This window comes from Streptomyces sp. AM 4-1-1, from assembly GCF_029167625.1.
In the GTDB taxonomy this organism is placed as follows: Bacteria; Actinomycetota; Actinomycetes; order Streptomycetales; family Streptomycetaceae; genus Streptomyces.
Genome location: NZ_CP119145.1, coordinates 7,048,019 through 7,070,067, shown reverse-complemented (window position 1 = coordinate 7,070,067; position 22,049 = coordinate 7,048,019). Strand labels below are relative to the sequence as shown.

The 22,049-nt window shown below is 69.2% G+C and carries 22 protein-coding genes and 4 pseudogenes; 5 read left to right on the top strand and 21 right to left on the bottom strand.

Features of this window, described 5'->3' with window-relative positions; genetic code table 11:
* Nucleotides 1-186 precede the first annotated feature (186 nt).
* A pseudogene (locus tag PZB75_RS30115) lies at nt 187-795 on the top strand (IS3 family transposase); the annotation flags it as partial.
* 130 nt (nt 796-925) lie between these two features.
* Here PZB75_RS30115 and PZB75_RS30110 read toward each other — a convergent pair.
* Together PZB75_RS30110 and PZB75_RS30105 are read right to left on the bottom strand one after the other, a co-directional pair.
* Nucleotides 926-1,234 carry a hypothetical protein gene (locus tag PZB75_RS30110; protein WP_275538459.1) on the bottom strand — a complete coding sequence of 103 codons (309 nt, stop codon included), beginning with the start codon at nt 1,232-1,234 and terminating at the stop codon, nt 926-928.
* 92 nt (nt 1,235-1,326) lie between these two features.
* Nucleotides 1,327-1,704, bottom strand: coding sequence for a hypothetical protein (locus tag PZB75_RS30105; protein ID WP_275538458.1), 378 nt, complete (start codon nt 1,702-1,704; stop codon nt 1,327-1,329).
* On the opposite strand from PZB75_RS30105, the pseudogene PZB75_RS30100 reads away from it, so the two are divergent.
* Nucleotides 1,693-1,863, top strand: a pseudogene (locus PZB75_RS30100) (integrase core domain-containing protein); the annotation flags it as partial. The gene PZB75_RS30105 and the pseudogene PZB75_RS30100 overlap by 12 nt on opposite strands.
* A 63-nt stretch (nt 1,864-1,926) precedes the next feature.
* Here PZB75_RS30100 and PZB75_RS30095 read toward each other — a convergent pair.
* The 6 genes and pseudogenes from PZB75_RS30095 to PZB75_RS30070 all read right to left on the bottom strand — a co-directional run bounded on the left by PZB75_RS30095 (nt 1,927) and on the right by PZB75_RS30070 (nt 5,354).
* Nucleotides 1,927-2,307, bottom strand: coding sequence for a hypothetical protein (locus tag PZB75_RS30095; protein WP_275538457.1), 381 nt, complete (start codon nt 2,305-2,307; stop codon nt 1,927-1,929).
* Complete coding sequence (locus PZB75_RS30090; RefSeq protein WP_275538456.1) at nt 2,301-2,657, bottom strand: hypothetical protein; 357 nt, start codon at nt 2,655-2,657, stop codon at nt 2,301-2,303. The genes PZB75_RS30095 and PZB75_RS30090 overlap by 7 nt, the downstream gene beginning before the upstream one ends.
* 87 nt (nt 2,658-2,744) lie before the next feature.
* Nucleotides 2,745-3,764 (bottom strand): helix-turn-helix domain-containing protein, encoded by a 1,020-nt coding sequence (locus PZB75_RS30085; protein WP_275538455.1) that lies wholly within the window; start codon nt 3,762-3,764, stop codon nt 2,745-2,747.
* Nucleotides 3,765-3,977: 213 nt separating this feature from the next.
* A pseudogene (locus PZB75_RS30080) lies at nt 3,978-4,133 on the bottom strand (DUF6009 family protein); the annotation flags it as partial.
* Between the two features lie 41 nt (nt 4,134-4,174).
* Entirely contained in the window at nt 4,175-4,810 is a 636-nt protein-coding gene (locus PZB75_RS30075) for an IS3 family transposase (protein ID WP_275538454.1), read from the bottom strand.
* Nucleotides 4,811-5,042: 232 nt separating this feature from the next.
* Nucleotides 5,043-5,354 (bottom strand): transposase, encoded by a 312-nt coding sequence (locus PZB75_RS30070; RefSeq protein ID WP_275538453.1) that lies wholly within the window; start codon nt 5,352-5,354, stop codon nt 5,043-5,045.
* A 326-nt stretch (nt 5,355-5,680) separates the two neighbouring features.
* Between PZB75_RS30070 and PZB75_RS30065 the strand changes: the two genes are divergently transcribed.
* Nucleotides 5,681-6,064 carry a transposase gene (locus tag PZB75_RS30065; RefSeq protein WP_343286286.1) on the top strand — a complete coding sequence of 128 codons (384 nt, stop codon included), beginning with the start codon at nt 5,681-5,683 and terminating at the stop codon, nt 6,062-6,064.
* On the opposite strand, the gene PZB75_RS30060 is transcribed toward PZB75_RS30065, so the two are convergent.
* From PZB75_RS30060 to PZB75_RS30050, 3 genes are all read right to left on the bottom strand, one after another.
* On the bottom strand, nt 6,065-6,754 hold the full coding sequence (locus PZB75_RS30060) for an HAD family phosphatase (RefSeq protein ID WP_275538452.1): 690 nt from the start codon (nt 6,752-6,754) through the stop codon (nt 6,065-6,067). It abuts the gene before it with no gap.
* 128 nt (nt 6,755-6,882) lie between these two features.
* Nucleotides 6,883-8,082, bottom strand: a complete 1,200-nt coding sequence (locus tag PZB75_RS30055; protein WP_275538451.1) for a hypothetical protein — start codon at nt 8,080-8,082, stop codon at nt 6,883-6,885.
* Nucleotides 8,079-9,416, bottom strand: coding sequence for an MFS transporter (locus tag PZB75_RS30050; RefSeq protein WP_275538450.1), 1,338 nt, complete (start codon nt 9,414-9,416; stop codon nt 8,079-8,081). The genes PZB75_RS30055 and PZB75_RS30050 overlap by 4 nt, the downstream gene beginning before the upstream one ends.
* 126 nt (nt 9,417-9,542) lie before the next feature.
* Between PZB75_RS30050 and PZB75_RS30045 the strand changes: the two genes are divergently transcribed.
* Nucleotides 9,543-10,097, top strand: a complete 555-nt coding sequence (locus PZB75_RS30045) for an ABATE domain-containing protein (protein ID WP_275538449.1) — start codon at nt 9,543-9,545, stop codon at nt 10,095-10,097.
* A gap of 146 nt (nt 10,098-10,243) precedes the next feature.
* Here PZB75_RS30045 and PZB75_RS30040 read toward each other — a convergent pair whose 3' ends face one another.
* The 10 genes from PZB75_RS30040 to PZB75_RS29995 all read right to left on the bottom strand — a co-directional run bounded on the left by PZB75_RS30040 (nt 10,244) and on the right by PZB75_RS29995 (nt 20,993).
* On the bottom strand, nt 10,244-10,756 hold the full coding sequence (locus tag PZB75_RS30040; protein ID WP_275538448.1) for a flavin reductase family protein: 513 nt from the start codon (nt 10,754-10,756) through the stop codon (nt 10,244-10,246).
* A 76-nt stretch (nt 10,757-10,832) separates the two neighbouring features.
* Nucleotides 10,833-12,425, bottom strand: a complete 1,593-nt coding sequence (locus tag PZB75_RS30035) for an amino acid adenylation domain-containing protein (RefSeq protein ID WP_275538447.1) — start codon at nt 12,423-12,425, stop codon at nt 10,833-10,835.
* A gap of 5 nt (nt 12,426-12,430) precedes the next feature.
* Nucleotides 12,431-13,264: a 4'-phosphopantetheinyl transferase superfamily protein gene (locus tag PZB75_RS30030; RefSeq protein WP_275538446.1), complete on the bottom strand. Its 834-nt coding sequence runs from the start codon at nt 13,262-13,264 to the stop codon at nt 12,431-12,433.
* Nucleotides 13,261-14,421 (bottom strand): acyl-CoA dehydrogenase family protein, encoded by a 1,161-nt coding sequence (locus PZB75_RS30025; RefSeq protein ID WP_275538445.1) that lies wholly within the window; start codon nt 14,419-14,421, stop codon nt 13,261-13,263. Before PZB75_RS30025 ends, PZB75_RS30030 begins: the two co-directional genes overlap by 4 nt.
* Nucleotides 14,414-15,628: an acyl-CoA dehydrogenase family protein gene (locus tag PZB75_RS30020; protein ID WP_275538444.1), complete on the bottom strand. Its 1,215-nt coding sequence runs from the start codon at nt 15,626-15,628 to the stop codon at nt 14,414-14,416. The genes PZB75_RS30025 and PZB75_RS30020 overlap by 8 nt, the downstream gene beginning before the upstream one ends.
* On the bottom strand, nt 15,628-15,948 hold the full coding sequence (locus PZB75_RS30015; RefSeq protein ID WP_275538443.1) for an acyl carrier protein: 321 nt from the start codon (nt 15,946-15,948) through the stop codon (nt 15,628-15,630). Before PZB75_RS30015 ends, PZB75_RS30020 begins: the two co-directional genes overlap by 1 nt.
* Nucleotides 15,949-15,953: 5 nt before the next feature.
* Entirely contained in the window at nt 15,954-17,207 is a 1,254-nt protein-coding gene (locus tag PZB75_RS30010) for an alanine racemase (protein WP_275538442.1), read from the bottom strand.
* Nucleotides 17,208-17,328: 121 nt separating this feature from the next.
* On the bottom strand, nt 17,329-18,930 hold the full coding sequence (locus PZB75_RS30005) for an AMP-binding protein (RefSeq protein ID WP_343286271.1): 1,602 nt from the start codon (nt 18,928-18,930) through the stop codon (nt 17,329-17,331).
* Nucleotides 18,927-20,150 carry an acyl carrier protein gene (locus PZB75_RS30000; protein WP_275538441.1) on the bottom strand — a complete coding sequence of 408 codons (1,224 nt, stop codon included), beginning with the start codon at nt 20,148-20,150 and terminating at the stop codon, nt 18,927-18,929. Before PZB75_RS30000 ends, PZB75_RS30005 begins: the two co-directional genes overlap by 4 nt.
* 138 nt (nt 20,151-20,288) lie before the next feature.
* A complete protein-coding gene (locus PZB75_RS29995; RefSeq protein WP_275538440.1) occupies nt 20,289-20,993 on the bottom strand; it encodes an alpha/beta fold hydrolase in 705 nt (234 codons plus the stop codon).
* Nucleotides 20,994-21,783: 790 nt separating this feature from the next.
* Between PZB75_RS29995 and PZB75_RS29990 the strand changes: the two are divergent.
* Nucleotides 21,784-22,017: pseudogene (locus PZB75_RS29990) on the top strand (transposase); the annotation flags it as partial.
* Nucleotides 22,018-22,049 lie beyond the last annotated feature (32 nt).

The window sequence follows — 22,049 nt, the reverse complement described above, 5'->3', positions numbered from 1 at the left end:
AGCCCCTCCCCTTCCCCCGGAAACACCCACAACACCGGTCCACACAAGCAGCATCAGGCCCATATGCCCGCAGAAGGGCCGCGCATATGCGGCTCAATTATGCTGACGAAACCTTCGTCGTTGCCGAGCAAAACTGCCGGTACGGGGACTGTGCTGCCTTCGCTGCCAGCTCTTCCGGGCTCGGGCGGCATCGCCGGGCTGCGGCTGCGAAAGCGCCAGGTCACCACGGTGCCCGAGCCGTCCGCCACGCCGGTGTCGGACCTGCTGGGGCGTGACTTCACCGCGAGCGCGCCGAACACGAAGTATGTCGGCGACATCACGTACCTGCCGGTGGGCGACGGCGAGTTCCTGTATCTGGCGACGGTGATCGACTGCTTCTCACGCCGCCTGGTGGGCTGGTCGATCGCCGACCACATGCGCACCTCCCTGGTCACCGACGCGCTCCGGGCAGCCGCCCGGACCCGCGGCAGCCTGGCCGGCGCCGTCTTCCACAGCGATCACGGAGCCCAGTACACCTCCCGCCAATACACTGAGACATGCGCCGAGTTGGGTGTGCAGCAGTCCATAGGAGCGGTCGGCACCAGCGCGGACAACGCACTCGCCGAGTCGTTCAACGCCGCCCTCAAACGCGAGACGCTCCGCGGCGCCCGCCGCTTCCACGGAGCACGCGCCTGCCGCCTGGCGGTCTTCCGCTGGACCACGCGCTACAACACCCGCCGACGGCACTCGGCGAACGGACAACAGGCACCGATCGCCTACGAGCGGCAGTCAGCTACTCTGATACTTGCCGCATAACGACACGAACAGGTGTCCACGCTTCGGGGACAAGGCCCCCTGACAGTGGACCTGGACGGGTTGCCGTCGAAGTTGGACAACCGCGTTTCCCTTGGAGTGAACGTCTTCTCCGCCGCAGGTCGTCTGGGCTTCAGGGACCGTGAAGCTCTGTCTCCCATGCTTCGAATGGCGGTTCCACCTGGTATCCGGGGTCACAGCGTCTGCGGACCCACTGGGCAGCGCGGTACTGAGCGTCGCCGTCGTTGACCGTCTCACCCCGCTCATCCACCTCAAGAACATTAGCGAAGATCGCGAAAACCATCTCAAGGTCTGAGCCGTAGTTGAGTAGATGAGGGCGATAGTCGATCCCGTCCAGCAGGTCGACATCCAATGTGCCGTTGCCCAGGTAAAACGCGAAGAAGCGGAGAGCAGCCCGTACATCTGTCGGGAGGTGTGCCACGAGATCATCCTCCGCAGAGCAGGCGAGGCATTCAGTCTCCCTGCGACCGGCTCATCAGTCCAACTTCGATGACAGATGACCCAACTTCGCTGTCAGAGGACACGGGTCAGGAGCGCGGCGAGCGCACCGGCGGCTTCCGGCTCGGTGGTGGCCAGGCAGGCGACGAACGCCAGCTCGTCGACGTCGGCGCCGGGGATCAGGCGGGCGAGTTCGGCGAGCAGCGCGGCGTGCGCAAGGACCGAAGGCGTCAGAAGGTCTGCGGCTCCCTCGCGGGTGGCCGGGTCGCGGTAGTGCCCGAGGTGCGCGGCCAGGGCGTGCGCGAGCCAGGCGTCGACGTCGGCCTGGACGTACCCGCCGGCTCGCCGGGTCAGCTCGTCACGGACGGCTTCGTCACCGTCGCGGGGCTCGGCCTGCTCCAGGGTGCCCAGCTCGCGCAGCGCTTGGAGCTCGTCGGCGCGGAGACGATGCACCAGAGGCTCTTCACGACGATCAGCCAGGCCAGGCTGGATCTCTTCCAGTGGCTGACGTACTACAACGGGCGAAGGCGCCACAGCTCGCTCGGCTACCTCTCACCCGTCGAGTTCGAACAACAGCACCAAACGGAACGTAAACTCACACTCGCGGCATGAACCCCTGTGTCCACACTGCGGGGGGCACCTCAATCCAGCCCGCGCCAAAAACGTAGGACAAACTCAGCAGAAGATGTAGTCGAGCACCGCCGAGGTAGGTACTCCGGAATGGAAGCCGCTGAAGTTGACGGACTTGCCGTTGCCTCCCGCCCAGGGGGACTCCCACCAGCCACCGTCATTGAAGAAGATGCGCACGTAGGGGCAGCGGCCGTCAGCTTTGGTGTCATGCACAGTGCCGGTGATGTTCCCATCGCACACCCGTGCGTCGCCATACCCCTCAGGGCGCGAGCCGGGGCCGCCTGTATCGACGACCTTGCAGGTAAGCGCTGCGCCGGTGGATGCCTGCGCCATGGGAGCCGATGTCAGTCCGAGCGCGCAGAGGGCTCCCAGCAGGCCGCCGGTAACCGTGATCACGCGCTTTTTCGTCCGGATGCCTTTCAGCAAGAGATGTACCTCATCTCCGCGCCCGTGTACTCGCCCTCGTGGTACCCGCTGAAGTTGACGGACTTGCCGTTGCCCCCGGCCCACGGGGAGTCCCACGGGTCACCGCGCGTGAAGGAGATGCGCACGTAGGGGCAGCGGCCGTCAGCTTTGGTGTCGTGCACGGTGCCGGTGATGTTGCCGTCACACACCCGGCCGTCACCGTAGCCCTCTGCGGTGGCCTGCGGGCTGATGACCCGGCAGGTGGATGGACCGGGCGTGGACGCCTGGGCGGAAGGGATCGCTACCAGCCCCAGAGAAGCGAAAGCGATCACCGTCGCTGCTGCCGTTCGGAACCCGATACTGCTGTTCATAATTCCCCTAGCCGTGAGCGTGTCCTGACGGGCCGGCGACCAGTCGGCTGGCCCGTCGCTTGCTTGACGAGTCTGGGCGCAGCCTCGCTATCCGTCATTGGCCGACAGTGCAGGAAGTGTTGTCTCAGAGCGCACACCGAGGGCCATACGTCGGTGCTCACCCGGCGGCACGCCGTAAGCGGCGCGGAAAGAACGGCTGAACCGCTCGGGGCTGGTGAGGCCCCACCGCGCGCCGATTGCGTGCACTGGAACGGTCAGGAGTCGCGGATCGGTGAGGTCCCGGTAGCAGTGCTCGAGGCGACGCCGGCGGATCGCCGTCGACACGGTCTCGTCTCTGCCGTGGAACAGCTGGTGCAGCAGCCTCACCGAGATGTGAAGGTGGGCTGCGATGGCGTCGGGACAGAGATGAGGATCGGCCAGATGATCCTGGATGAAGACGTCGATGCGTGCGAGCAGCACCCGATGCCGTGTTTCTGGGAGAATACTGTCCTGTGCCTCGGCACGGGCTGCGAGCAGACCTGCGGCCAGGTCCAGGCTCGCCAAACCGAGCCGCTCGCTGTCGGGCTCGTCCAGGGCGGGCGCCTCCCGGGCAACCGAGACCAGGTGGTCGGCGAGGATTCGGCCGATCCCTGACCCGGCAGAGAGGGCGCGGGCAAAGAGGGGGCCCAGCCTGGCCTCGCGCACGGGGACGAGCGCCCTGGGAAGGTGCAGGATGATGGCCCTAGCTGCGCCGCTCCCCGGCGTACTGACGGCCCGGCCGCGGTAGGGGCGCGACGATGTCCAGAGGGCGAAGTCGCCGGCGCGGAGAGCGGCGTGGTTGCGGCCTTGAGACACTTCCATGGCCCCGTCCAGGATCAGGGTCAGCTCGTAGGTCTCCGGATCCCCGCGACAAACCAGCTCCGCAGTGCGCTCCGAGCTCAACGCGGGAAAGGCCATGGTGGTCAGTTGCAGTGCTCCCATGTCGAGCGAACCCAAACTTGCAGTGAAGTCCGAGGCTCTCTCACTGCTGATCCGAGTGGGAGCAACTCCCCGTCCGACGGCTTCGCGCCACCAGTCGAAGCGCTGCTCCTGCGGTAACGCTGCCGTGTCGAACTCAATGAACACCATGGCCCCTCCACCCTGGGTAGCCTGTATCTACTCGCCTAAGATGCCGAGTTGCCCTGCGGCAGTGGAATGGACGGGGTCGATATGGCCGAGCCCTTGTCACAGATGACCGGCAGGCGCCCATCAGCAGGCCGGTGTCCTGATAGCCGACATCCGTTTCCAGGACCGCCCCGGCCTGCGATCGGGCAGCGGAAGTGAGGGGAGATCAGCTCTTCGTCAGGCGACCGTTGGCGCAGACAGGCCGCGCTGGGAAGGCTCGGTCTTCCGGCCGACCTTCCGAGGCTCGACTGTCCTGGGATCGACAGCCTCGCAGGGAGCTCCCTCTCGGTACAGGCCGTCGGGCTCTGCGTCACGTTCATGGGGCAGCAGGTAGTGAGCTTGTTCCGCTTTGACGGACACCTTTGGTGTGGTGGTCAGGCTGCGAGTGCGGTCTCGTATTCGGCGGGGCTGAGGTATCCGAGGCTGCTGTGCAGTCGGTGCAAGTTGTACCAGCCCTCGATGAAGTCGAAGATCGCGGTGTGGGCGGCGGCCCGGCTGGGCCAGGCGGAGGTGCCGAGCAGTTCGCGTTTGATGGTCGAGAAGAACGACTCTGCGAGCGCGTTGTCCCAGCACTGACCGGTGCGGCCGACCGACAGACGAACCCCGAACTCAGCTGCCCGGGCAGAGAATTGCTGACTGGTGTACTGGCATCCGCGGTCCGAGTGGAAGATCACGGGGCGGGTTGGGCGACGTTGCCGCCAGGCGGCAGTCAGGGCGTCAGCCACCAGATCGGTCCGCAGGTGATCGGCGGTTGCCCAGCCGACCACACGCCGGGAGGCGATGTCGATGACCGTGGCCAGATAGAGCCAGCCCTTCTCGGTCGGGATGTATGTGATGTGGCCGCACCAGCGGGCATCGAGCCGGTGCGGTCGGGCTGGAAGTCCCGGGTGATGAGATCGGGGCGGAAGGCCGCCCTGGGGTCGGGGATCGTGGTCACGTGCCGTCGTCGGCGGTTTCGGCCCTGCAGGCCGGCGGCCTGCATCAGTCGTGCGACACGACGTCGGCCGCACCCGGCGCCCTCGCGCTTGAGTACGGCATGCACGCGCGGGGCCCCGTAGGTTCCACGCGATCTCGCATGGACCTCGGTGATCTGCCCGGTCAGCTCGGCGTCCCGCACTGCACGGGGGCCGGGCGGTCCGGAGCGGCGGGCATAGAAGGCGGTCCCGGAGACCTTCATCAGCTCACACGCCCGTTTGACGCTGTGACCTGCCTGCTTCTCCGCCTCGATGAACGGGTGCACCGTCACCGGGTCTCCTTCGCGAAGAAAGCTGTGGCCCGCTTGAGGATGTCGACGTCCTCGCGCAGCCGGCGGTTCCCCCGCCGCAACGCGGCCAGCTCCTCACGCTCACTGCTGGTCAGCCCGTTGCGCTCGCCTGTGTCGACCTCGGCCTGCTTCACCCAGTCCCGCACCGCGGTCTCGGTCAGTTCGAAGTCCTTGGCGACCTGGCCGACCGAGCGGTCGCCTCGTCTGCACAGCCCGACGATCTCGGCCTTGAACTCCGGCGTGAACGAACGACGAGGGCGGCGAGGCTTCTTCTTCCCCATGCTCTCCATGATGGACATCCTCCCGGGGCTGAACCCCAGAACTTGAATGTCCGTCAAAGCGGATCAAGCCCACCTGGCGCCTGCCCCCTTTACCCTTCTATCAGGGGGCGGGGTGGCTTCGGCTGCCGCGCTTCATCTGCTGCGGCCTGGTCAGCCGCTCCTGCTTCTCCAACAGCCGCAGGGTGCGCCGTACGCGTCCAACACCGGGCAGCCAGCTCCTCTTGTACAGGCTCTGATCCAGGATGTCGCGCAGCCACCAGGTGCCCTCGGTGTCTGAGGTTCCCCCGAGATGCGGAAGGTGGTGACAGAGGGTCAGATGGTTCTATGAGAGGAACATCGACCATGGCTGCCCCAGGAAGTACTCGCTGGAGTTGCGTGAGCGTGCGGTGCGGATGTATCGCACCTCGGATCCGAAGCCGCAGATCAGGAAGCTGGCCGTCGGCCTCGGCGTCCACCCCGAGGCCCTGCGGGGCTGGATCCGGCAGGGCGAGGCCGACGCCGGCGAGCGTGATGACCGGCTGACCACCGACGAACACGCCGAGCTGGTGGCTCCGAGGAGCCGGCCACACGCCTTTTGTTGCAGGCTCCAGAATTGCCACGCACTCCACGTGCGAAGTTATCGGGCACACGTCACCCGGGTCGAGGCTGGAGAAAACGGCAGGTCAGGTGGAATTGCTCTTCTCTATCAGGGCTATGGCGGTCCTGAGTTGCGGCATTGATCAAGCGTTCTGGGCCGTCACACCGCCGACCCCGCCTCCGCCCCTGCGGATCGCGGGCGTGTCGGCCAGGTCGGCGACCACCGCCTGTGCTCCGGCCGCCGGTGTGCTGCCAACGGCGATGTAGCGGGCTCCACTCGCCTGCGCCGCCTGGAAGCCTGCCTCCGAGTCCTCGAAGACCAGGGCGTCCCTGGGGCTGACCTCCAAGCGGCGGCAGGCGAGGAGGTAGCCCTCGGGGTTGGGTTTGCCGTGGATGATGTCGTCCGCTGTGACCAGGGTGGTGAAGTAGTCGGCGATGCCCAGGCGTGTCAGGTGGTCGGTGGCGTAGGTGCGGCTGCCCGAGGTGACGAGTGCGGTGGGAATGCCTTCGTCCCTGAGCATGTCCAGCAGGGTTCGTGCCCCGCGCATCAGGACCACCTCGGGTAGCCCCGACTGCTCGTCGAGTCCGCGCAGGTAGCGGCGCAGGTCTTCCGCAGTCAACTCTGGTCCGAATCGGTGTAGTTGCTCCGCGATGACATCCCGGCTGCGCCTCCCCCCGAACGACGCGAGGAGCTCGGCGGTGCTGGGGACGCCGTGGGCGGCGAAGAGCCGTTTCCACAGCTCCCGGCTTCGGGGCTCCGAGTTGATGAGGGTGCCGTCGAGGTCGAAGAGTGCTGCGGCGACGGTGAGAGGGTTAGTGGCACGGCCGGACAAAGGGGGATTCACCTCTCATGGGGTGGCTTAGTGTCGCGCCACGGGTCGGTGTGCGGTGACAGCGGGCAGGGGGTGGGGTTGAGAGGGCGGGCCGTCAGTTGCTTACCGGTGTAGGGGCACAAGGGCCGTCAGTGGGCTTCTGGTGTGGGTGAGCGGTGGGCGACGACCGCCTGTTCCAGAGCCTCGACCGCCTCGACCGGACCGCCGTGCCGCCGGAGCAGCTCGCCCAGCCGGGCCGCGTGCTGGCCCGCGTTGCGGCTCAGGAGGGTGTCGGCCGCGTCGGCGAGGTCGTCGGAGTTCGGCTCGTCCAGGAGCGTCAGCGCCGCGCCGTGAGCCTGGAGCGCCCCGAGGTTGAAGATCGGCTCGGAGCTGCGTCCCGGTGTGCCGATGACGGGTACCCCGGCGAGGAGTGCCGCCATCAGGGCGTTCTGGCCACCCCGGGTGATCACGAGGTCGGTGTCCTGGAGTAGCCGGGTGATGCCGGGGGTGCGGGCGACGATGACGTTGTCCTGCCGGAAGGGGACCTCGCGGCCGCCGACGTCCTTGTCGCGTGCCGCGACGATCACGCTGTGCCGGGGGACGGGAAATGCCTTTGCGATGACCGGAAGGAACGTGTCGAGGGTCAGCGCGCCGAAGCTGAGGTAGACAAGGATGCGGATCTCGGCGTCGTCGTACCGGGGGGCAGGGGCCAATTCCAGAGACGGCAGCAGGACCGGCCCGACGTAGCGGGTGCGGGGCAGCGAACCCAGGGCCGGTTCCAGTACCTCCGCGGTCGGGGCGATGTTCACGGCGGCGCGCTGGTGGAGCAGGCCCTCCAGGGAGTTAGGGGCCGGCAGTCCGTGTTCGCGGGCGAGGGCGGCGAAGGTCGCCTCCACCTGCGCGCAGAGTTCCGGCCGGTCGCTAGGACCGGTGAACGCGGCGAGATTGGGGCTCTGCACCGTGCAGGCGAACGGTATCCCGGTGATGTGCGCGGCGATCGGCACGGTGGGCTGCATCTCTGTGACGACGATGTCCGGCCGGAAGGTCCGGTAGGCGCTGACTTCCGCATCGACAGCGGCTCGTACGTAGTCGGGCTGAGCCATCCCACGTATCAGGACCGCCTCGGTGAAACCGTCCGCCTCGCCGCTGCCGACGAGTTCCGCGGTGCGTTCGGGAAAGGGTGCGCGAAAGCGTTCTCCCAGGTCCAGCTCGTCGATTAGGGGATATCCGTCGGGCGCCAGGAAACCGACCTGGTGTCCGCGCATGGTCGCGGCCTGTGCCATCGCCAGGCAGCGGGTGATGGCACCGATGCCCAGCGCTCCGCCGATGGGCTCGAACAGGATCCTCATGTGCCGTTCTCCCAGGGTGTACGGGGTTCGGTGGTGTTACGGGACTCGGTGGTGCGCGGTGCTGCCGTACGGGCGCGACGGCTCCCCGAAGACTCGTCAGCCCGGAAATCCTCGGAAGCCCGCGAAACGCGGGCGTCGCGGCGGGTGGCGAGCAGAGCCGCGCCCAGACCCGTCGCGAGGAGCTGACAGGCGGCTGCCGCGAGGAGCAGCGTGCTGGTGCCGAGGCCGCCGAGGGCTCCCGCGACGGCCGCGCCGCCAGCGGCCGCCGTGCTCTTCAGCCCGGCGCCCAGGGTGAAGATCTGGGTGCGCACGGCCGTTGGCGCGTAGCGTTCCCGGGCCGCGAGCAGTGCGCTGAAAAGCGGTCCGGTGCAGACTCCCGACAGGGCGAACAGCAGAGCCGTCAGGGCGAGCGAGGGCCGTACGGCGGCCAGCGCCAGGGGTGGCCCGGTGGTCAGCAGACAGGCCAGGACGACCCGCTCGGGGTGCGTTTCGGTCCAGGGGCGGACAGCGTAGATCAGCGAGCCCGCGAGCGCCCCGGCGGCGAAGGCGGTCATGAGCCCGCCCGCTGCCCAGCCCGCGTCGTACTGCTTGGCCAGCAGGGCGGTGAGGACGGGCAGGGCGCCGATGCCGATCTGGCCCGCGCTGCTGGCCCAGGTGACGGCGCGCAGGGGCGGGTTCTTCAGGAGTTCTAGGGCGCCGGTGGCGAGGTCGGCGGGCCGGAGGCGGGCGGAACGTTCCCGCGTGCCCGGCCTGGGGGCCAGTCGCAGTGTGGCCATCGCGCCGGCGGCGAAGACCCCGGCCGCGCCCAGGACGACCAGAGCGCTGGCGGGACCGGCCGCGGCGGACAGTGCGGCCGCCACGGCGGGGCCGCAGATGCCAGCGAGGTTGTACGAGGTGGAGTCGATGCTGAACGCCCTGCTCAGCCGGTCCGGCGGGACCAGTTCGCCCAGTAGGCTGGTCAGCCCTCCGGTGACCAGCGGAGCGGCGCATCCCGTCGCGGCGACGAGCGCGAGCGCGTATCCGGCAGGCAGTCGTCCGACGGTCAGGGCGGTGGCGGCCAGCCCCAGACCGTAGGTGAGCAGGCACGACGCGTGGAAGAGCTTGCGGCGGCGGACCCGGTCCGCCAGAGCGCCGAGCACCGGTGCCGCGACCACGTGCGGAATCATTAGTGCGGCGACCAGCGCGCCGCCCAGGCTCGCACTGTGGGTGCGCTGGAGGGCGAGCAGGACCAGACCGATGCGGGCGCCCTCGTCGGCCAGCCGGGCAGGTACGGCCACGCTCAGGTAGTGGGTCAACTGGGACGGGGCAGCGAGCGGAGCGGGGGTCGTGGCCATGTGCCCTCCTCCCGGGCGGTGGGCGCGGACCTGCGGTCCGCCGATCCGCCCTGCCCTGGCGTCATCGGTCAAGGGTATGATTCCACGATCTTGCCGTTCCATGCCGGGGCGCACCACACTGGGCCTGTGGACTTTACTTTCGTCAGCGACCATCTGGCCCTGGATTTCGCAGCCACCCTGACCTGGCGCACGAGCCGTCCAGTGGAACTCCTGGGCGAGCCGGAGGATCTGGCGGCCTGGGCGACGCAGGCGGGCCTCACCGACCGCCCCTGCCGGGTGGGCCGGCCAGCGCTCGCGCGGGCCCGGCTGCTGCGGGAAGCCGTCTACCGCACGGCCGTGGCTGCGGACCAGGGTGCGGATGCGGCCGCGGCCGACGTGCGGCTGCTCCGGGAGACCGCCGCAGGGCCGCAGGTCACCGTCGCTCTGAAGGCGCTCGGCGTGGTGGAGCGCTGCGGCGGGATCGACGAGGTGCTGGCCACGGTTTCGACCCGGGCCGGTGAACTCTTCGGCGGCGACGACCGGCTCCTCGTGCGCCGGTGCGCGGGTGCGACCTGCACGCGGTTGTTCCTGGACCGCTCGCGTGCGGGCAGCCGTCGCTGGTGCGACAAGGCGTCGTGCGGCAGCAGAGCCAACGCGTCGGCCTACCGGCAGCGTCGGGCCGCCCCCCGGGCCGTGGAGTAGCCGGACGGCCCCGGCCCGCAGTCCCGGAGGGGCACTCGCCGACGAATTTGGGCGCGGAGCGCGGACACCGGCGTATCCGCAGAAGTGTCCGGTGCGGCGGCGGTGCGTACGGGCAAACCGTCCGGGGTCGCACCGGGCGGGTGTGGTCACCGGGCGAGAGGATGCTGGTGGTGGCGGTACATGACGGTCGGGGCGACCTCGCTGCGGTGACTCCAGGTGACGGTCCCAGCTACCACCGTGTGGTCGAGCATCAGCTGGGTCTGCTGGATGCGGCAGACCGCAGTCATCGTCGTGTCGCGTAAGACCGGCACGTCCTGCTCGGTCGACCAGGGAACGCCCGCGAACCGTTCCTCCGGAGGCGCCTTGGCGAACCGGTCCGCCAGCTCTCTGTCCTGCCAGCCCAGCACGTTCACGGCGAAGGAATCGGCTTTCAGTATGGCGTCGAGCGTGCGGCTCGCCGTGGCCAGGGAGACGAGCAGGCTGGGCGGTGCCACGGAGAGCGACATCACCGCACTGGCGGTGCAGCCGACCGGGCCGCCGGGGCCCTCTGTGGTGATGACCGTGACGCCGGTGGGCAGCGCGGAGATCACGTCGCGGTAGGTCTGCTCCGCGACCGGAGCGTGCGCGGGGGGCCGGGCGTGGGGGGTGTGGACGTACATGCGTCATCCCGTTCGTCGGTGTGGAGTGTGCGGTGTGTGGAGCACGGGGTCGGTCCCGGCGTGTGCGGGTCCCGGGTCAGTTCCGGACCCGGGGGCGGGGGGCAGAACGGCGCTCCAGGAGCGTGGTGGCCACGGCCCGCCGGTCGATCTTGCCGTTGGAGTTGAGGGGGAGTTCGGGCCGGACCGCGATGGTGCGCGGCAGCATGTACGGGGGCAGCAGTCTCCGCAGCTTCCGGGCGAGGTCTTCCGAACGGGCGCTGCCGGAGCATGCGGCGTGGAGTTCCAGTTCCTCTCCGCGCCCCGGCAGGGCGAGGACCAGGGCATCGCTGACGCCCTCGCAACGGCGCAACGCCGCCTCGATCTCGCCCAGTTCCACCCGGTGGCCGTTGATCTTGACCTGGTGGTCCAGGCGACCCTGGTGTACCAGGACGCTGTCGTTCCAACGGACGCGGTCACCGGTCCGGTACCAGTGCTCCCCGGTGAGCGCCTCACCCTCCCGTGTCGGGTGCCCGTGCCCGTCGGTGAAGGTGACGAAGCGGCCGGTGTTGTCGTGCGGGTCGAGGTAGCCGGGGAAGCGCTGGGGCCCGCGCACCACCAGTTCACCGACTTCGGCAGGGCTGCCTCCCTCGTCGAGCACCAGGTGTTCGAGGCCGGGATTCAGGATCCCGATGGGCACGGTGTCGTTTTCGGTGTGCGGCCAATGGGCGGGGTCGCGAGGCAGCACGTACTCGCTGCAGCTGATGGTCAGTTCGGTGGGGCCGTAGAGGTTGGCGAGTGTGCTGCCCGGGGCCGCGTCCGCCCAGTTCCGCGCCTGCTGGAGGGTGAGCGGCTCGCCGCAGAAGAGGGACCAACGGAGGGAGGGCAGGGCGCCCGGCGGCAGCGCGCGCATTCGGCACGCCAGGGAGACCATCGACGGGACGGAGAACCAGTGGGTCAGCTCCTGCTGCGCCGCCCAGCGGATCGGCGCCTGCAGGTCCTGGCGGCTCGGCACGACGAGCGTGGCACCGCTTCCCCACGCGGCGAACATGTCGAACACGGACAGGTCGAAGGTGAGGTCGAAGGTCTGGGAGAGCCGGCTGCCGGGTCCGGGGCGGTAGCGGTCGATGACGTGCGCGATGTACGTCGAGGCGTTGCGGTGGGTCACCTGCACGCCCTTAGGGGTGCCGGTCGATCCGGACGTGAAAAGGATGTACGCGACGTCGTCCGGGGCGGCGCGGCGGCCACCCACCTCGGGGACCGCGGCGCTCTCGGGTGGGGTGGTGTCCAGGAGGAGCGTGGGGAGTGCCGTGTCCTGCCCGTCACCGAGCCCTTCGTCAGCTGCGTCGGGTGCGCCGCCAGCCTCCGTACCGTCCGTGAGGATCACGGTTAGGCCGGCCCGCTGCGCGATACGGTGATTGCGTTGCGCGGGTGCGGAGGGCGACAACGGTACGGCGGTGGCGCCCAGTTGCTGAATCGCCAGGTAGGCGGCGTACGTGGCCGGGCTGCGATGGGCCATCAGCCCGATGCGCTGCGGGACCTCGGAGTGCGATGCGCCCACCTGGGACGCCAAGTGCGCTGTCAAGGTACTGAGTTGACGATAGGTGAAGGTCGTTGTGCCCGTCCGGAGTGCCGGTCGGTCACCGTGCTGGGCTGCTGTGCGGCTGAACCAGTCATGGAGGGTCTGGGGCACGTGGGTCAGGCCTTTCTTAAGTCGGCGCTCGTGGCGGGGCCGGAGGGCGCGGTCGGGTGGGGAGGTGCGGTGGGGTTGAGGTCGTCGGCCGGGCGGATACGCGCGGAGGCATCCCGGTGCGCGGTGTTGTGGTCGCAAGTGGGCGGGCCGGAGTGCGGCGACGGGAGAAACGCCCAGCTGAGAGGGGTCTCGCTGGCTTCGCGCAGACTGGTCCACCGGTAGCCGCCCCAGCGGCCATGAGTGCTGTACGGCGGTACGTCGATGGTCCACGGCCGGCCGGCGAGACCGGAGCCCGCCGCTTTGACGCATGCCTCCTGGGCGCTCCAGACCCAGGCCAGCTCCCGGGCCCGGTGCGCGGGCGGCGCGGTCAGCACCTCGGCCGCGTAGTCGTGGAGGCAACGGCGCAGCATCGTCTCGCTCGCTGGAGAGTACGGCTGCTGGATGTCGATGCCCACCGGCCCGCTCCAGGAGACCGCGGCGGCGACGGCACCACCGTCGTGCGAGATGCTCACGCTGACATCGGGCCGCCCTTCGAGTGCGGGTCTGCCGGTCGCTTCCCGGATGACGGGCAGCGCGGCCAGCTCGGCGCGGACGTGGAGCAGCAGAGTACGGAGCGCGGCGCGGCCCGCGCGGTGTTCGGCGAGGCGGCGGCGGTCGCCGGTCCCGTGCCTGCCCTCGCGTCGGGGACCGGCCGGGACATCCTGAGGATCCTCCTGGGGCCGGGACCAGGACCGGTACGGCTGCCAGTACTGCTGCGGCCCATGGATGATCCAGACACCACGGTCGACCCGCAACGGTGTGGGTACCGGTATCGGTGCGGGCCTCGGTGTCTGTGTCATGGGGCCGGAGTTTTCAGTGCAGCTTCTGCACCGTCGGCGAGTTGGGCCAGCATCAGTTCAGTGGCCCCGCCGCCTAGTGAGCAGACGGCGGTCTCGGCCCTGATGTGCTGGGCACCTCCGTCCGCCATTCCGTCGGCGCCCTGCAGTTGGGCACAGCGCGCCAGGACGCTGTCGAGCGTCATGCCGACCGCAGCCTTCAGCAGGACCGCGGCGTTCAGGTCACGGTCCTGGGCGATACGCGGTGTCTGCGCCTGGACCAGAGCCTGCAGTTGGGCGAGATCGACCAGGGACGAGGCGAAGGTCTGCCGGACGGCCGGGTTGTGCCACAGCGGCTCGCCGCCGGACTCCCGCGCGAGCAGGTGGCGATGGGTGGCCGTGAGTGTCCGCCGGGCGAGAGCGGTGGCCCACTGCGCGCCCGCGAGTCGCTCGGTGGCCATGTGGCGGGCGAAGGAAGCCAGCGCGCGACCGGGCCGGCCCACCAGGTGGGTGCGGGGCAGCCGCACCTCCCGGAGGGTGAGGTGGCCGATGTCCGCGCTGTTCAGAAGGGTGTTGCCGGCCGGTTCCCGGTGGACGCCGGGGGCGTCGCGGGGAACGCGGACCCAGGTGAAGCTGGTGAAGTGGCGTCCCGGCCGGTGCCGGGCGAGGACCAGGACGTGCTGCGCGGAGAGGAGCCCGGTGACCCAGCGCTTGCCGCCCCGCAGGGTGAGGGTGCCGCCGTCGATGTCCACCTCGGTGCCGAGCGCGGTCAGATCCGACCCGGGAGCGGCGCTGTCGGTGGCGGCCAGCGCCACCTGGGCGTCGCCGTTCAGAGCCTGTGCGTACGCGGCGGCGCAGGACGGCCCCGGGCACGAGCGGAGCAGGGGCAGCGCGCTGGCCGTCTGCACCAGGACCCGCAGGGTGGTGCCGTTGTCCGCACGCGCGTCCACCGAGGTGAGCAGGGTCGACATCCGGTCCGGAGTCGGCTGGGCCGCTTCACCGTACAGGTCGCGCAGGATCCCGTTCCGTCCGAGCGCCGACCAGAGCTCCGTCCCGTCGGCGCCCGACGGGACACCATGTAGGGCCTGTTCGACGACAGTCGCGAAGTCGGGGGTTACTGCCTCATGGGCCCTGGGCATCCCTGCGGCGCCGGGCCCGGGGCGCGGGGGTGCGTCAGGCAAAGCGCACCTCCGGGTCGAGCAGGACCAGGTTGCCGTCGGCGAGGTGCAGACGGTCGTTGCTGTAGTTCAGGGCTGCCGAGCGCAGGTCCCTCAGCGCCCGTTCGAGCCGGGTGGGCGAGTCGCGCAGATAGCCGTGGCGCATCCCGACCGCGTCCACGAGTTCGTCGACGGCCCGGTAGCACTCCTCGGCCGCGCTGATCTTCAGCGCGTTGAGCTGGAGCTGGATCGCGGGACGGCTAAGGTCCGGCTCGCGGGTGACGGTCGCGAGGGTGCGGGTGAGGAGCGCGTGTACCTGGTCCAGGCGCTGTCGTGCGCGCGAGAGCCTGGTCAGGAGCAGCGCCGAGGTGAGATCCGTGCGCGCCCGGCTGGCCGGTGACCGCAGTAGGTGCAGGACTCGGGAGAGCGCCCCGGCGGCGGTGCCGAGCCAGGAGGCCGACCAGCCCAGGTGCGCCATCGGCGCGAAGGTGGCGACGGCGACGGATCGGAATCCGCCGTCCTCGCCGATGGTGTGGTAGGCCGGGACCCGTCCCTTGAGACGCAGGGGGACGCTGTGGCTGGCGCGCATGCCGAGGGACTGCCAGTCACCGGCGGTCTCCAGGTCGAGCTGGACGCGGTCGGCGTAGACGAGGCTGGTCTCGACCGCCGACGCGGCGTCGGCCGCCCGCATGGTGATCAGATATCCGTCGGCGTTCTCGCCGCCGGTGACCACCGGGGCGAACCGGTCGACGATCAGCTCTCCGGCGTTCGCCTCCAGGGCATCTGAGGAGCCGAGAAGCTGGCCGCCGTTGCCCGCGTCCGTGGTCACGGATGCCAGATAGCGCTGTCCGGCAGCGATTTCGGGCAGTAGCCGCTGGTTGAGGAGCTTGCTGCCGTGCCGGACCAGGGTCGCGACCTGCTGGCAGTGCATGGCGAAGATCATGGCGACCGACATGTCGGTCCTGCCGAGGAGGTAGCTTGCCTCCACCATGTCGGCGGTCGTACCGCCCAGGCCCCCGTGCGCCCGGGGCACCAGCAGGCCCAGCAGTTTGGTGCGGCGCATTTCCGCCAGCGCCTCGGCGGGGAACTCCGCTTCGTTGTCGGCCCGTTCGGCGTGCTCACCGGCCACCTCGGCTACTTGGCGCGCCAGTTCGGCCACGGTGGGGTCCTGTACGGCTGCGGTTGGTCGGGGGGCGGCGGCGGACGTGGTGGTTGCGGTGGGGGCGCTCATCACGCACCTGCCGGGTCAGTGGCGGCGCCGGTGTGCTGAGCCGTGAGGGCCTGCCGGACTTCCTGCCAGAGGTTGCCCGCCGTGGCGAACGTCGTGTCGTTCATGGCTTCTTCCGGCAGTGTGACCTCGAAGGTGTCCTCGATGGCGAAGAGCAGCTCGATGGCCTGCATCGAGTCCAGACCGAGCGTCCGCAGGTTCGACCCCGGCGTCAGCGGCTCGTCACCCTGGAACTTGAGGAAGGGCCGTAGTGTGCCGGTGAAGCGGTCGCTGAGGCCGTCGGCGGAGGAGGAGGCGGATGTGTCGGTGGGGCTTTCGTTCATGGGGATCACTCCTTCGAGGCGAGCGTGCGGGTGAGGGCGAGGCGGGTGATGTCACAGCCGGCGTCCGGCCGGTCGCTATCCAGGACGGCTTCGGCGGGGAGCGGATGTCCGAGGAAGGCGACCAGGCTCGCGTAGAGCCCGTACGCACCGACGTTGGGCACGCACAGCACGTCACCCGGCCGGACCGCGGGCAGCGGCGCACTGCGCGACCAGGTGTCCAGCGGGGTGCACAGCGGACCGGTGAGCAGGGCGTCCGGCATTTCCTCGCCCGACCCGGACGGACCGAGCACGGACGGATTGAGCGGTGGCAGGCGGCGCATGCCCGACATGCCACCGAGGTGGTTAATGCCCGATTCCAGGATCACGACGTCCTTTCCCTGCGAGGACTTGACGTCCAGCGTCGTGGTGAGGAGCTTCCCGGCCGTGCCGACGAGGTACCGGCCGGATTCGAAGACCACTTCGGGTGCGCCGTCGCGCCACCCGGTCACCTCCGCGTCCAGCAGGTCTTCGAGTCCCTGCCGCAGACCGGTCAGGTCAGGCAGGGAGCCCTCCTTGGCAAAGGGAGCGCCGAAACCGCCGCCGAGATCGAGTGTCTCCAGCCGCACACCGTGCGGTGTCAGTGCATCGGACAGGCGCTTGGCGGTGGCCACCGCACGGGCGAACTGCCCGAGCAGGGCGCTGGTGCCGGTCAGGTTGGTGCCCATGTAGAGGTGCAGGCCGCTGACACGGGCGTGCGCGCGGGAAGCGAACCGCTGGGGTTCGTCCAGGATCCAGCCGGTGTCCGCGCCGAACTGTGAGGTGACGCCGGTCATGACCAGGCCCTGGCCCGGTACCGGCTGGTCATCGTTGACCCGTAGCAGGCAGCGGGCTTCGAGGTCGCGGTCGGCGGCAAGCCGGTCGAGCTGATCGAGGGCGTACGGGGAGTCCACGGAGAAGTCACACACTCCGTGCTCCAAGGCCTCCCGAATCTCGTCATCCCGTTTGCCGGGGCCGGTGTAGAGGATGTCCGCTCCCCGCCAGCCGGCGTCGAGTGCCGCGTGCAGTTCGCCGGTCGAGCAGACCTCCGCGCGGGCCCCCAGGGTCCGCAACTGGCTGAGGACGGCGGGGTGGGGGTTGGCCTTGAGCGAGTAGTAGAGACCTGCGGCGGCCGGCAGCGCGTCCCGTAACGACCGGTGGTTGGCGCGTACATGGGCCAGGTCGTAGAGGTACACCGGGGTGGGCAGATCGGGAAGGCCCGCACGGGGATCGGGGACGGGCACAGGATCAAGAGCAGGAGCGGGCACAGAGTCGGGAGCAGGACCGGGGCCGGTGGCAGTGTCGGCCGCGGGGTCGCTGTCGGCTCGGGAGATCCGGAGGGCCCGAGAAGTCCGAGGCGAGGCGTCAGTCACGGGTTTCCTCCGCCGTGGTGAGTACGGTCAGTGCCTTCCGGTCGACCTTGCCGTTGCCGTTCAGCGGCAGCGCGTCCAGAACCGTGCAGCGCGCGGGGATCTTGAAGTCTTCGAGGTGCTCGCGCATGCCGTCCAGAACCTGTCGAGGGTCGCTCGTCCCGGTGATGTAGAGCCGCGCCGCCTGCGGGCCGTCCGGCGGCAGGACCGCCGCCGACTCCACCCCCTCGACGTGCCGGGCAGCCGCTTCGACCTCGGTGGCGCTGACCCGGAAACCGTTCACCTTGTACAGGTCGTCCCGGCGCCCGGTGAAGTAGAGGTAACCCTCCTCATCCAGCCATCCATAGTCACCGGTACGCAGTTCGGGGAAGAGGCCGCCCACATGGTGGAAGCGTTCGGCGGTGAGTTCGGGGCGCCGCCAGTACCCCGCCATGACGTGCGGACCGCGTACCGTGATCTGCCCGGTCTCCCCCGGCGGCAGCCGTTTGCCATCGTCGTCGACGACGAACACCTCGGTACCCGGCAGCGCCTTCCCACTGGAGTACGGCCGCGCCAGATCGCCGTCGGCGGGCATGATCGTGGCCCGCTTGCACTCGGTCAGCCCGAACATCAGATGGATCCGCAGTCCCGGCAGCGCCTCCCGGAGTCCGGCCACCGTCTGCGGCGGCATCGCGGCCCCCGTGTTCGTCAGCAGGCGCAAGGACGTGGGGCGCCGGTCGGGCCTGCTGAGCAGGCGGGCCAAGGTTCCGGCGACGGCGGGCACCGCGGGTAGGACGGTGGCCGCGGAGCGGATCAGCTGCGAGAGCAGTGGCGGTCCCGCCTCGGCGGCGCGGCCGATCCAGAGGTGCGCACCGCTCTCGACGGCCAGGAACACCTGGTAGAGGCCGTAGTCGAAGGACAGAGGCAGGGGACAGTACACGATGTCGTCCGCGCGGTAGCGCAGCACCTGCTGGACGGCGCGCACCGCGAAGACAACCTGCTGATGGGTGCTCACGACGGCCTTCGGTAGCGCCGTACTGCCGGAGGTGTAGATCATGCACAGGGGATCGACGCCGAGAACTGTCGCGCCGGTGCGGTCCGGCAGGGGGGCACCGGGGTCCAAGGCCGTCGCGGCGATCTCGTCCGCAGGGACGGTTCGGACTCCGTGCCGTCGCGCGGCTGCCAGGACGTCCGCCGAGTCGCTGATGAGCAACGCCGGTTCGCTGTCGGTGAGGACGTGATGGAGCTGCGTTCCACCGACCTGCTCGTGCAGCAGGCAGAACACCGCACCGATACGGGACGCCGCGTAGCCGATCACGGGGCCCAGTAGTGCGTTGGGAAGGCTGACGACGACACGGTCTCCCCGGCCGGCGCCCGCCAGCCGGAGCAGGTGTGCGGCCCGCAGCGAGGCGTCGGCCAGCTCCCGGTAGCTGAGCGTGCGTTCGCCGCAGGTTAGCGCGGGGCGTCCGGGCCAGGTGAGGGCAGCCACGTCCAGTCCCTCGTGGAGGAGGGTGTAGGAGGCGTCGGACGCGCGGGCGGGGATACGGGTCGGAGCGGAGCCTGCGGTACCGGGCCGGGGCACCGGAGCGTGCGGGGCGTAGGTTTCGTGGGCGTTCACAGGAGTCCCTCCCGGCCGGTTGCCGGCGGCGTCGTTCCGCGCCCGGCCTGCGTGACCGACCGGGCGACGATCCCGCACAGCCCGTCGAGTGAGCCAAGGTTCTCCGGCATCAGGTCCTCGGGGGCGAACTCGATGTTGAAGTCGTCTTCGAGCCGCTCGATGATCTCGGCGATGCGGAACGAGGTGTAGCCCGGTACGTCCCGCAGCAGCGCCATATTCCGCAGGAGCTCGGGGTCTCCGTCCAGCGCCTCCGCGACGACGGCGACGACCTCGGTCCGGACGTCGGCTCCCGACGTCTGCACGGGTGTGTCCTCCCGTACGCCCGGTAACGGAGTCACCGGCTGCAGTTCCGCGTGGGCCCGGGTGAGAACGGTGTGGTCCGCCCGCAGGAGAGCGGCCAGCCGGGCCGTGAGGCCGGGGGGCTCGGGGCGGTTCCTCGCCACCCTCCGGTGGGCGAGGTACGTCTGCTCGGTGAGCGCCCGCCAGGCGGCGATGTGGTCGTCGACGGCAGCGGAAGGAACGCCGCGCCCATGGTCTAGCCAGGCCGCGTGCAGGGCACGGGCGCGGCTCAGCAACCAAGTCTCCAGGGTCAGCGCCCGGAGCGCCTCCGCGCGGTCGGGATGTTCCGCGTAGGTCCTGGCGTAGGCATCCGCGTCGGCGAGGCTGCCGAGGTCCAGCTGCGGGGAGCGGCAGACAGGGGCATCCGGGCGGTCGGCGACGGGAGTGACGGAGAGTATCGGGGCTGGGAGGCCGCGCAGTTCGTCCGGCGAGATGCTCCACGTGCCGGGCCGGGCGCTGCCCCAGGGCGTCTCGTTGTGGTAGCCGTCCTCCACGGTTACGGGAGAACCTGCCGGTGCAGGGTGCGACAGGAAGCTGTGTTCCATGTGCTGCCGCTGGTAGTACGGCACCCACGGCAGGTAGTAGGCGTCTGCGACGACGTACTGAGGCGCTGCGGCGTGACTGTCAGACGAACCGGACGCGGCCGGTGAGGTAGTGACCGGGGTGGCCACTCGCATGCCCAGCGCGTCTGCGGCGTCGATGAGGTGCTGGTGCGCGGTCCTGGCGACCGTGGGCAGACCGGCCAGGGTGTCGACGGGCCGGAACCGCAGGGTACTGCCGAGGCTCAAAGAGGCCGGCGCGCCGAACCAGCGGTCGGCGAGGAGAGCTAAATTCACCTGGAGGCAGTCGAAGAGTTCGGCGGGGGTCTCCCTTTCCGTCATTGTCCGCCTCCCCGGCCCATGATGAGATACCGAGATCTGGCCACACACAGATCGAGCAATTGGATTTGCACACGCACGGGTATACTCCTCGCTGTCGGCAACCATTCAAAGAGGGGTCAGAAATGACTCTGGGAAAACTTAGGAATGGAGCAGAAAATTCTCTAGGTTCCGCAGAAGTCCGCGAAGGTTCTCTCGCTCGAATATTTCGAAATGCCCGCAGTCGAGCGGGCTGGTTCTCAGGAAGGGGGCACGAGCGGACCAGTCGCTGATCTGCCTGGTCCGTTCCGCGCTGTTTCCGGGCATGAGCAGTACAGGACCTTCATACCGGCTTTTTACCTGGTGGCCGACTGAAGCCGCTATGTGCGCCGTCGCCGTCCGCAGGACGCGGTCGCGGCCTTCCTGGTCCGCGGCGGGCGCCGCTTCCTCGACGATCTTCCGCAGCACCGCCTGCCGGCCCGGATCATCGGCGCACGCCGACCAGGGTTCAGCGAAGCTGTCGAGCATGACGACTGCGGGACGATAGTCGTCCGTCGCCAGGGCGACCGCCAGCTCCCAGGCGAGCACACCGCCGAGCGACCATCCGACAAGCAGGTCAGGACGATTCGGGAGGGATCGCAGCACCGGCAGATAGCGGTCTGTCATGTCGGCGACCCGCTCGTCCGGCAGTTCGCCTGTACGCAGTCCCGAGGCACGGATGCCGTGCACCGCACCCCGTCGGGAGAGTGCGGCGATCAGGCCGACGTACTGACCCAGCCCGCCTCCCGAGGGATGCAGAACAACGCTGCTGAAATCCTGAGGTCTGCCATAGGTGCTCAGCAGATGCGTGGCTGTTTCTTCGGACATCGCTTCGGGCCCTGAACTCACAGCTCCCCCAGTCACGCGCGATTCGTCGGAATGAATTCGTCTTCGATCGGCGATTACGGCCGCCATTCCTTTCTTCAGCCTACCCGCACAACCGCATGATCACATGATCAATAGACTGGTAAAAGATTGTCAACCGTTGCGGAATGATCACATCCGAAAGGTCGTGCCCGTCTGCCCGGAATCGGTTCACGTAATCGAAGGGCGCGGGCGGCTTGACCCTAGCTTGACTCATGTAATATTCGCTTTACCTCTGCTTGGCGATCATGCAAGAAAACGCGTCCGCCCTGTCCGGCTTGTCATGAGAGTTGCGAAAATAAGAAAAAGATAGATTTTCTCTGCTTTGCGGAGTCGTGATTTTTCGACGTGATCTGCGTCACCTCCTTGAGCATTTTTTCTTTATTCGAGGGGTGTTGAGTAATTCGACGGAGGTGGCGCGCCCTACGCCGTGCGGAGCGCCATTGCGCGGCCCGGACGGCGGGTATGCCCTGGCCGGTCTCGGCCGCCTGCATCCAGGCGACTTCCCGGGCTGCGCGGGCCGCTCGCAGCGAAGCGAGTACTGTCCCGCCAGTGTTGGCAAGCAACCGCCAGGCGGTGGGCGGGGAGGCGACCGGTCCGAATACCTCGTCCTGCTCTCCTATTTCTGACCCACGGTGGAAGGTGCAGCCACGTCCGCTCCCGGTTTCGGCGACGTGCGGCTGGGCCGCGTTCTGCGACGTGCCGGGCGATCGTGTCGACGCCGGGGCGGGCATACCACCCCAGGGAGCGGACCGACGAGGGTGTGTTCACCCAGCTCAACGGATTACCGCGGCAGCTGCTGCGAGAAAAGGAAGGCCGGGACGCAGAGCCGTCGGTGTGTGTGATCGAAGCCCAGAGTGTCAAGACCTCCACCAGCGTCCCTGCGGCCGACCAGGGCATCGACGCCGGGAAGAAGATCGTCGGACGGAAGCGGAGCATCGTCGCCGACACGCTCGGCCTTCTCCTCGCAGTGTTGGTCACCGCGGCGTCCGCACCCTGATCCCCGCCGCCCCCGCCACC

Excerpts from the sequence above, each read along its gene's own strand:
- PZB75_RS30055 (WP_275538451.1), bottom strand. The coding sequence starts at position 8,082 with ATGAGGATCCTGTTCGAGCCCATCGGCGGAGCGCTGGGCATCGGTGCC.
- PZB75_RS30030 (WP_275538446.1), bottom strand. The coding sequence starts at position 13,264 with ATGACACAGACACCGAGGCCCGCACCGATACCGGTACCCACACCGTTG.
- PZB75_RS30070 (WP_275538453.1), bottom strand. The coding sequence starts at position 5,354 with ATGGAGAGCATGGGGAAGAAGAAGCCTCGCCGCCCTCGTCGTTCGTTC.
- PZB75_RS30085 (WP_275538455.1), bottom strand. The coding sequence starts at position 3,764 with ATGGTGTTCATTGAGTTCGACACGGCAGCGTTACCGCAGGAGCAGCGC.
- PZB75_RS30090 (WP_275538456.1), bottom strand. The coding sequence starts at position 2,657 with ATGAACAGCAGTATCGGGTTCCGAACGGCAGCAGCGACGGTGATCGCT.
- PZB75_RS30050 (WP_275538450.1), bottom strand. The coding sequence starts at position 9,416 with ATGGCCACGACCCCCGCTCCGCTCGCTGCCCCGTCCCAGTTGACCCAC.
- PZB75_RS30015 (WP_275538443.1), bottom strand. The coding sequence starts at position 15,948 with ATGAACGAAAGCCCCACCGACACATCCGCCTCCTCCTCCGCCGACGGC.
- PZB75_RS30020 (WP_275538444.1), bottom strand. The coding sequence starts at position 15,628 with ATGAGCGCCCCCACCGCAACCACCACGTCCGCCGCCGCCCCCCGACCA.
- PZB75_RS30000 (WP_275538441.1), bottom strand. The coding sequence starts at position 20,150 with ATGACGGAAAGGGAGACCCCCGCCGAACTCTTCGACTGCCTCCAGGTG.
- PZB75_RS29995 (WP_275538440.1), bottom strand. The coding sequence starts at position 20,993 with ATGTCCGAAGAAACAGCCACGCATCTGCTGAGCACCTATGGCAGACCT.
- PZB75_RS30040 (WP_275538448.1), bottom strand. The coding sequence starts at position 10,756 with ATGTACGTCCACACCCCCCACGCCCGGCCCCCCGCGCACGCTCCGGTC.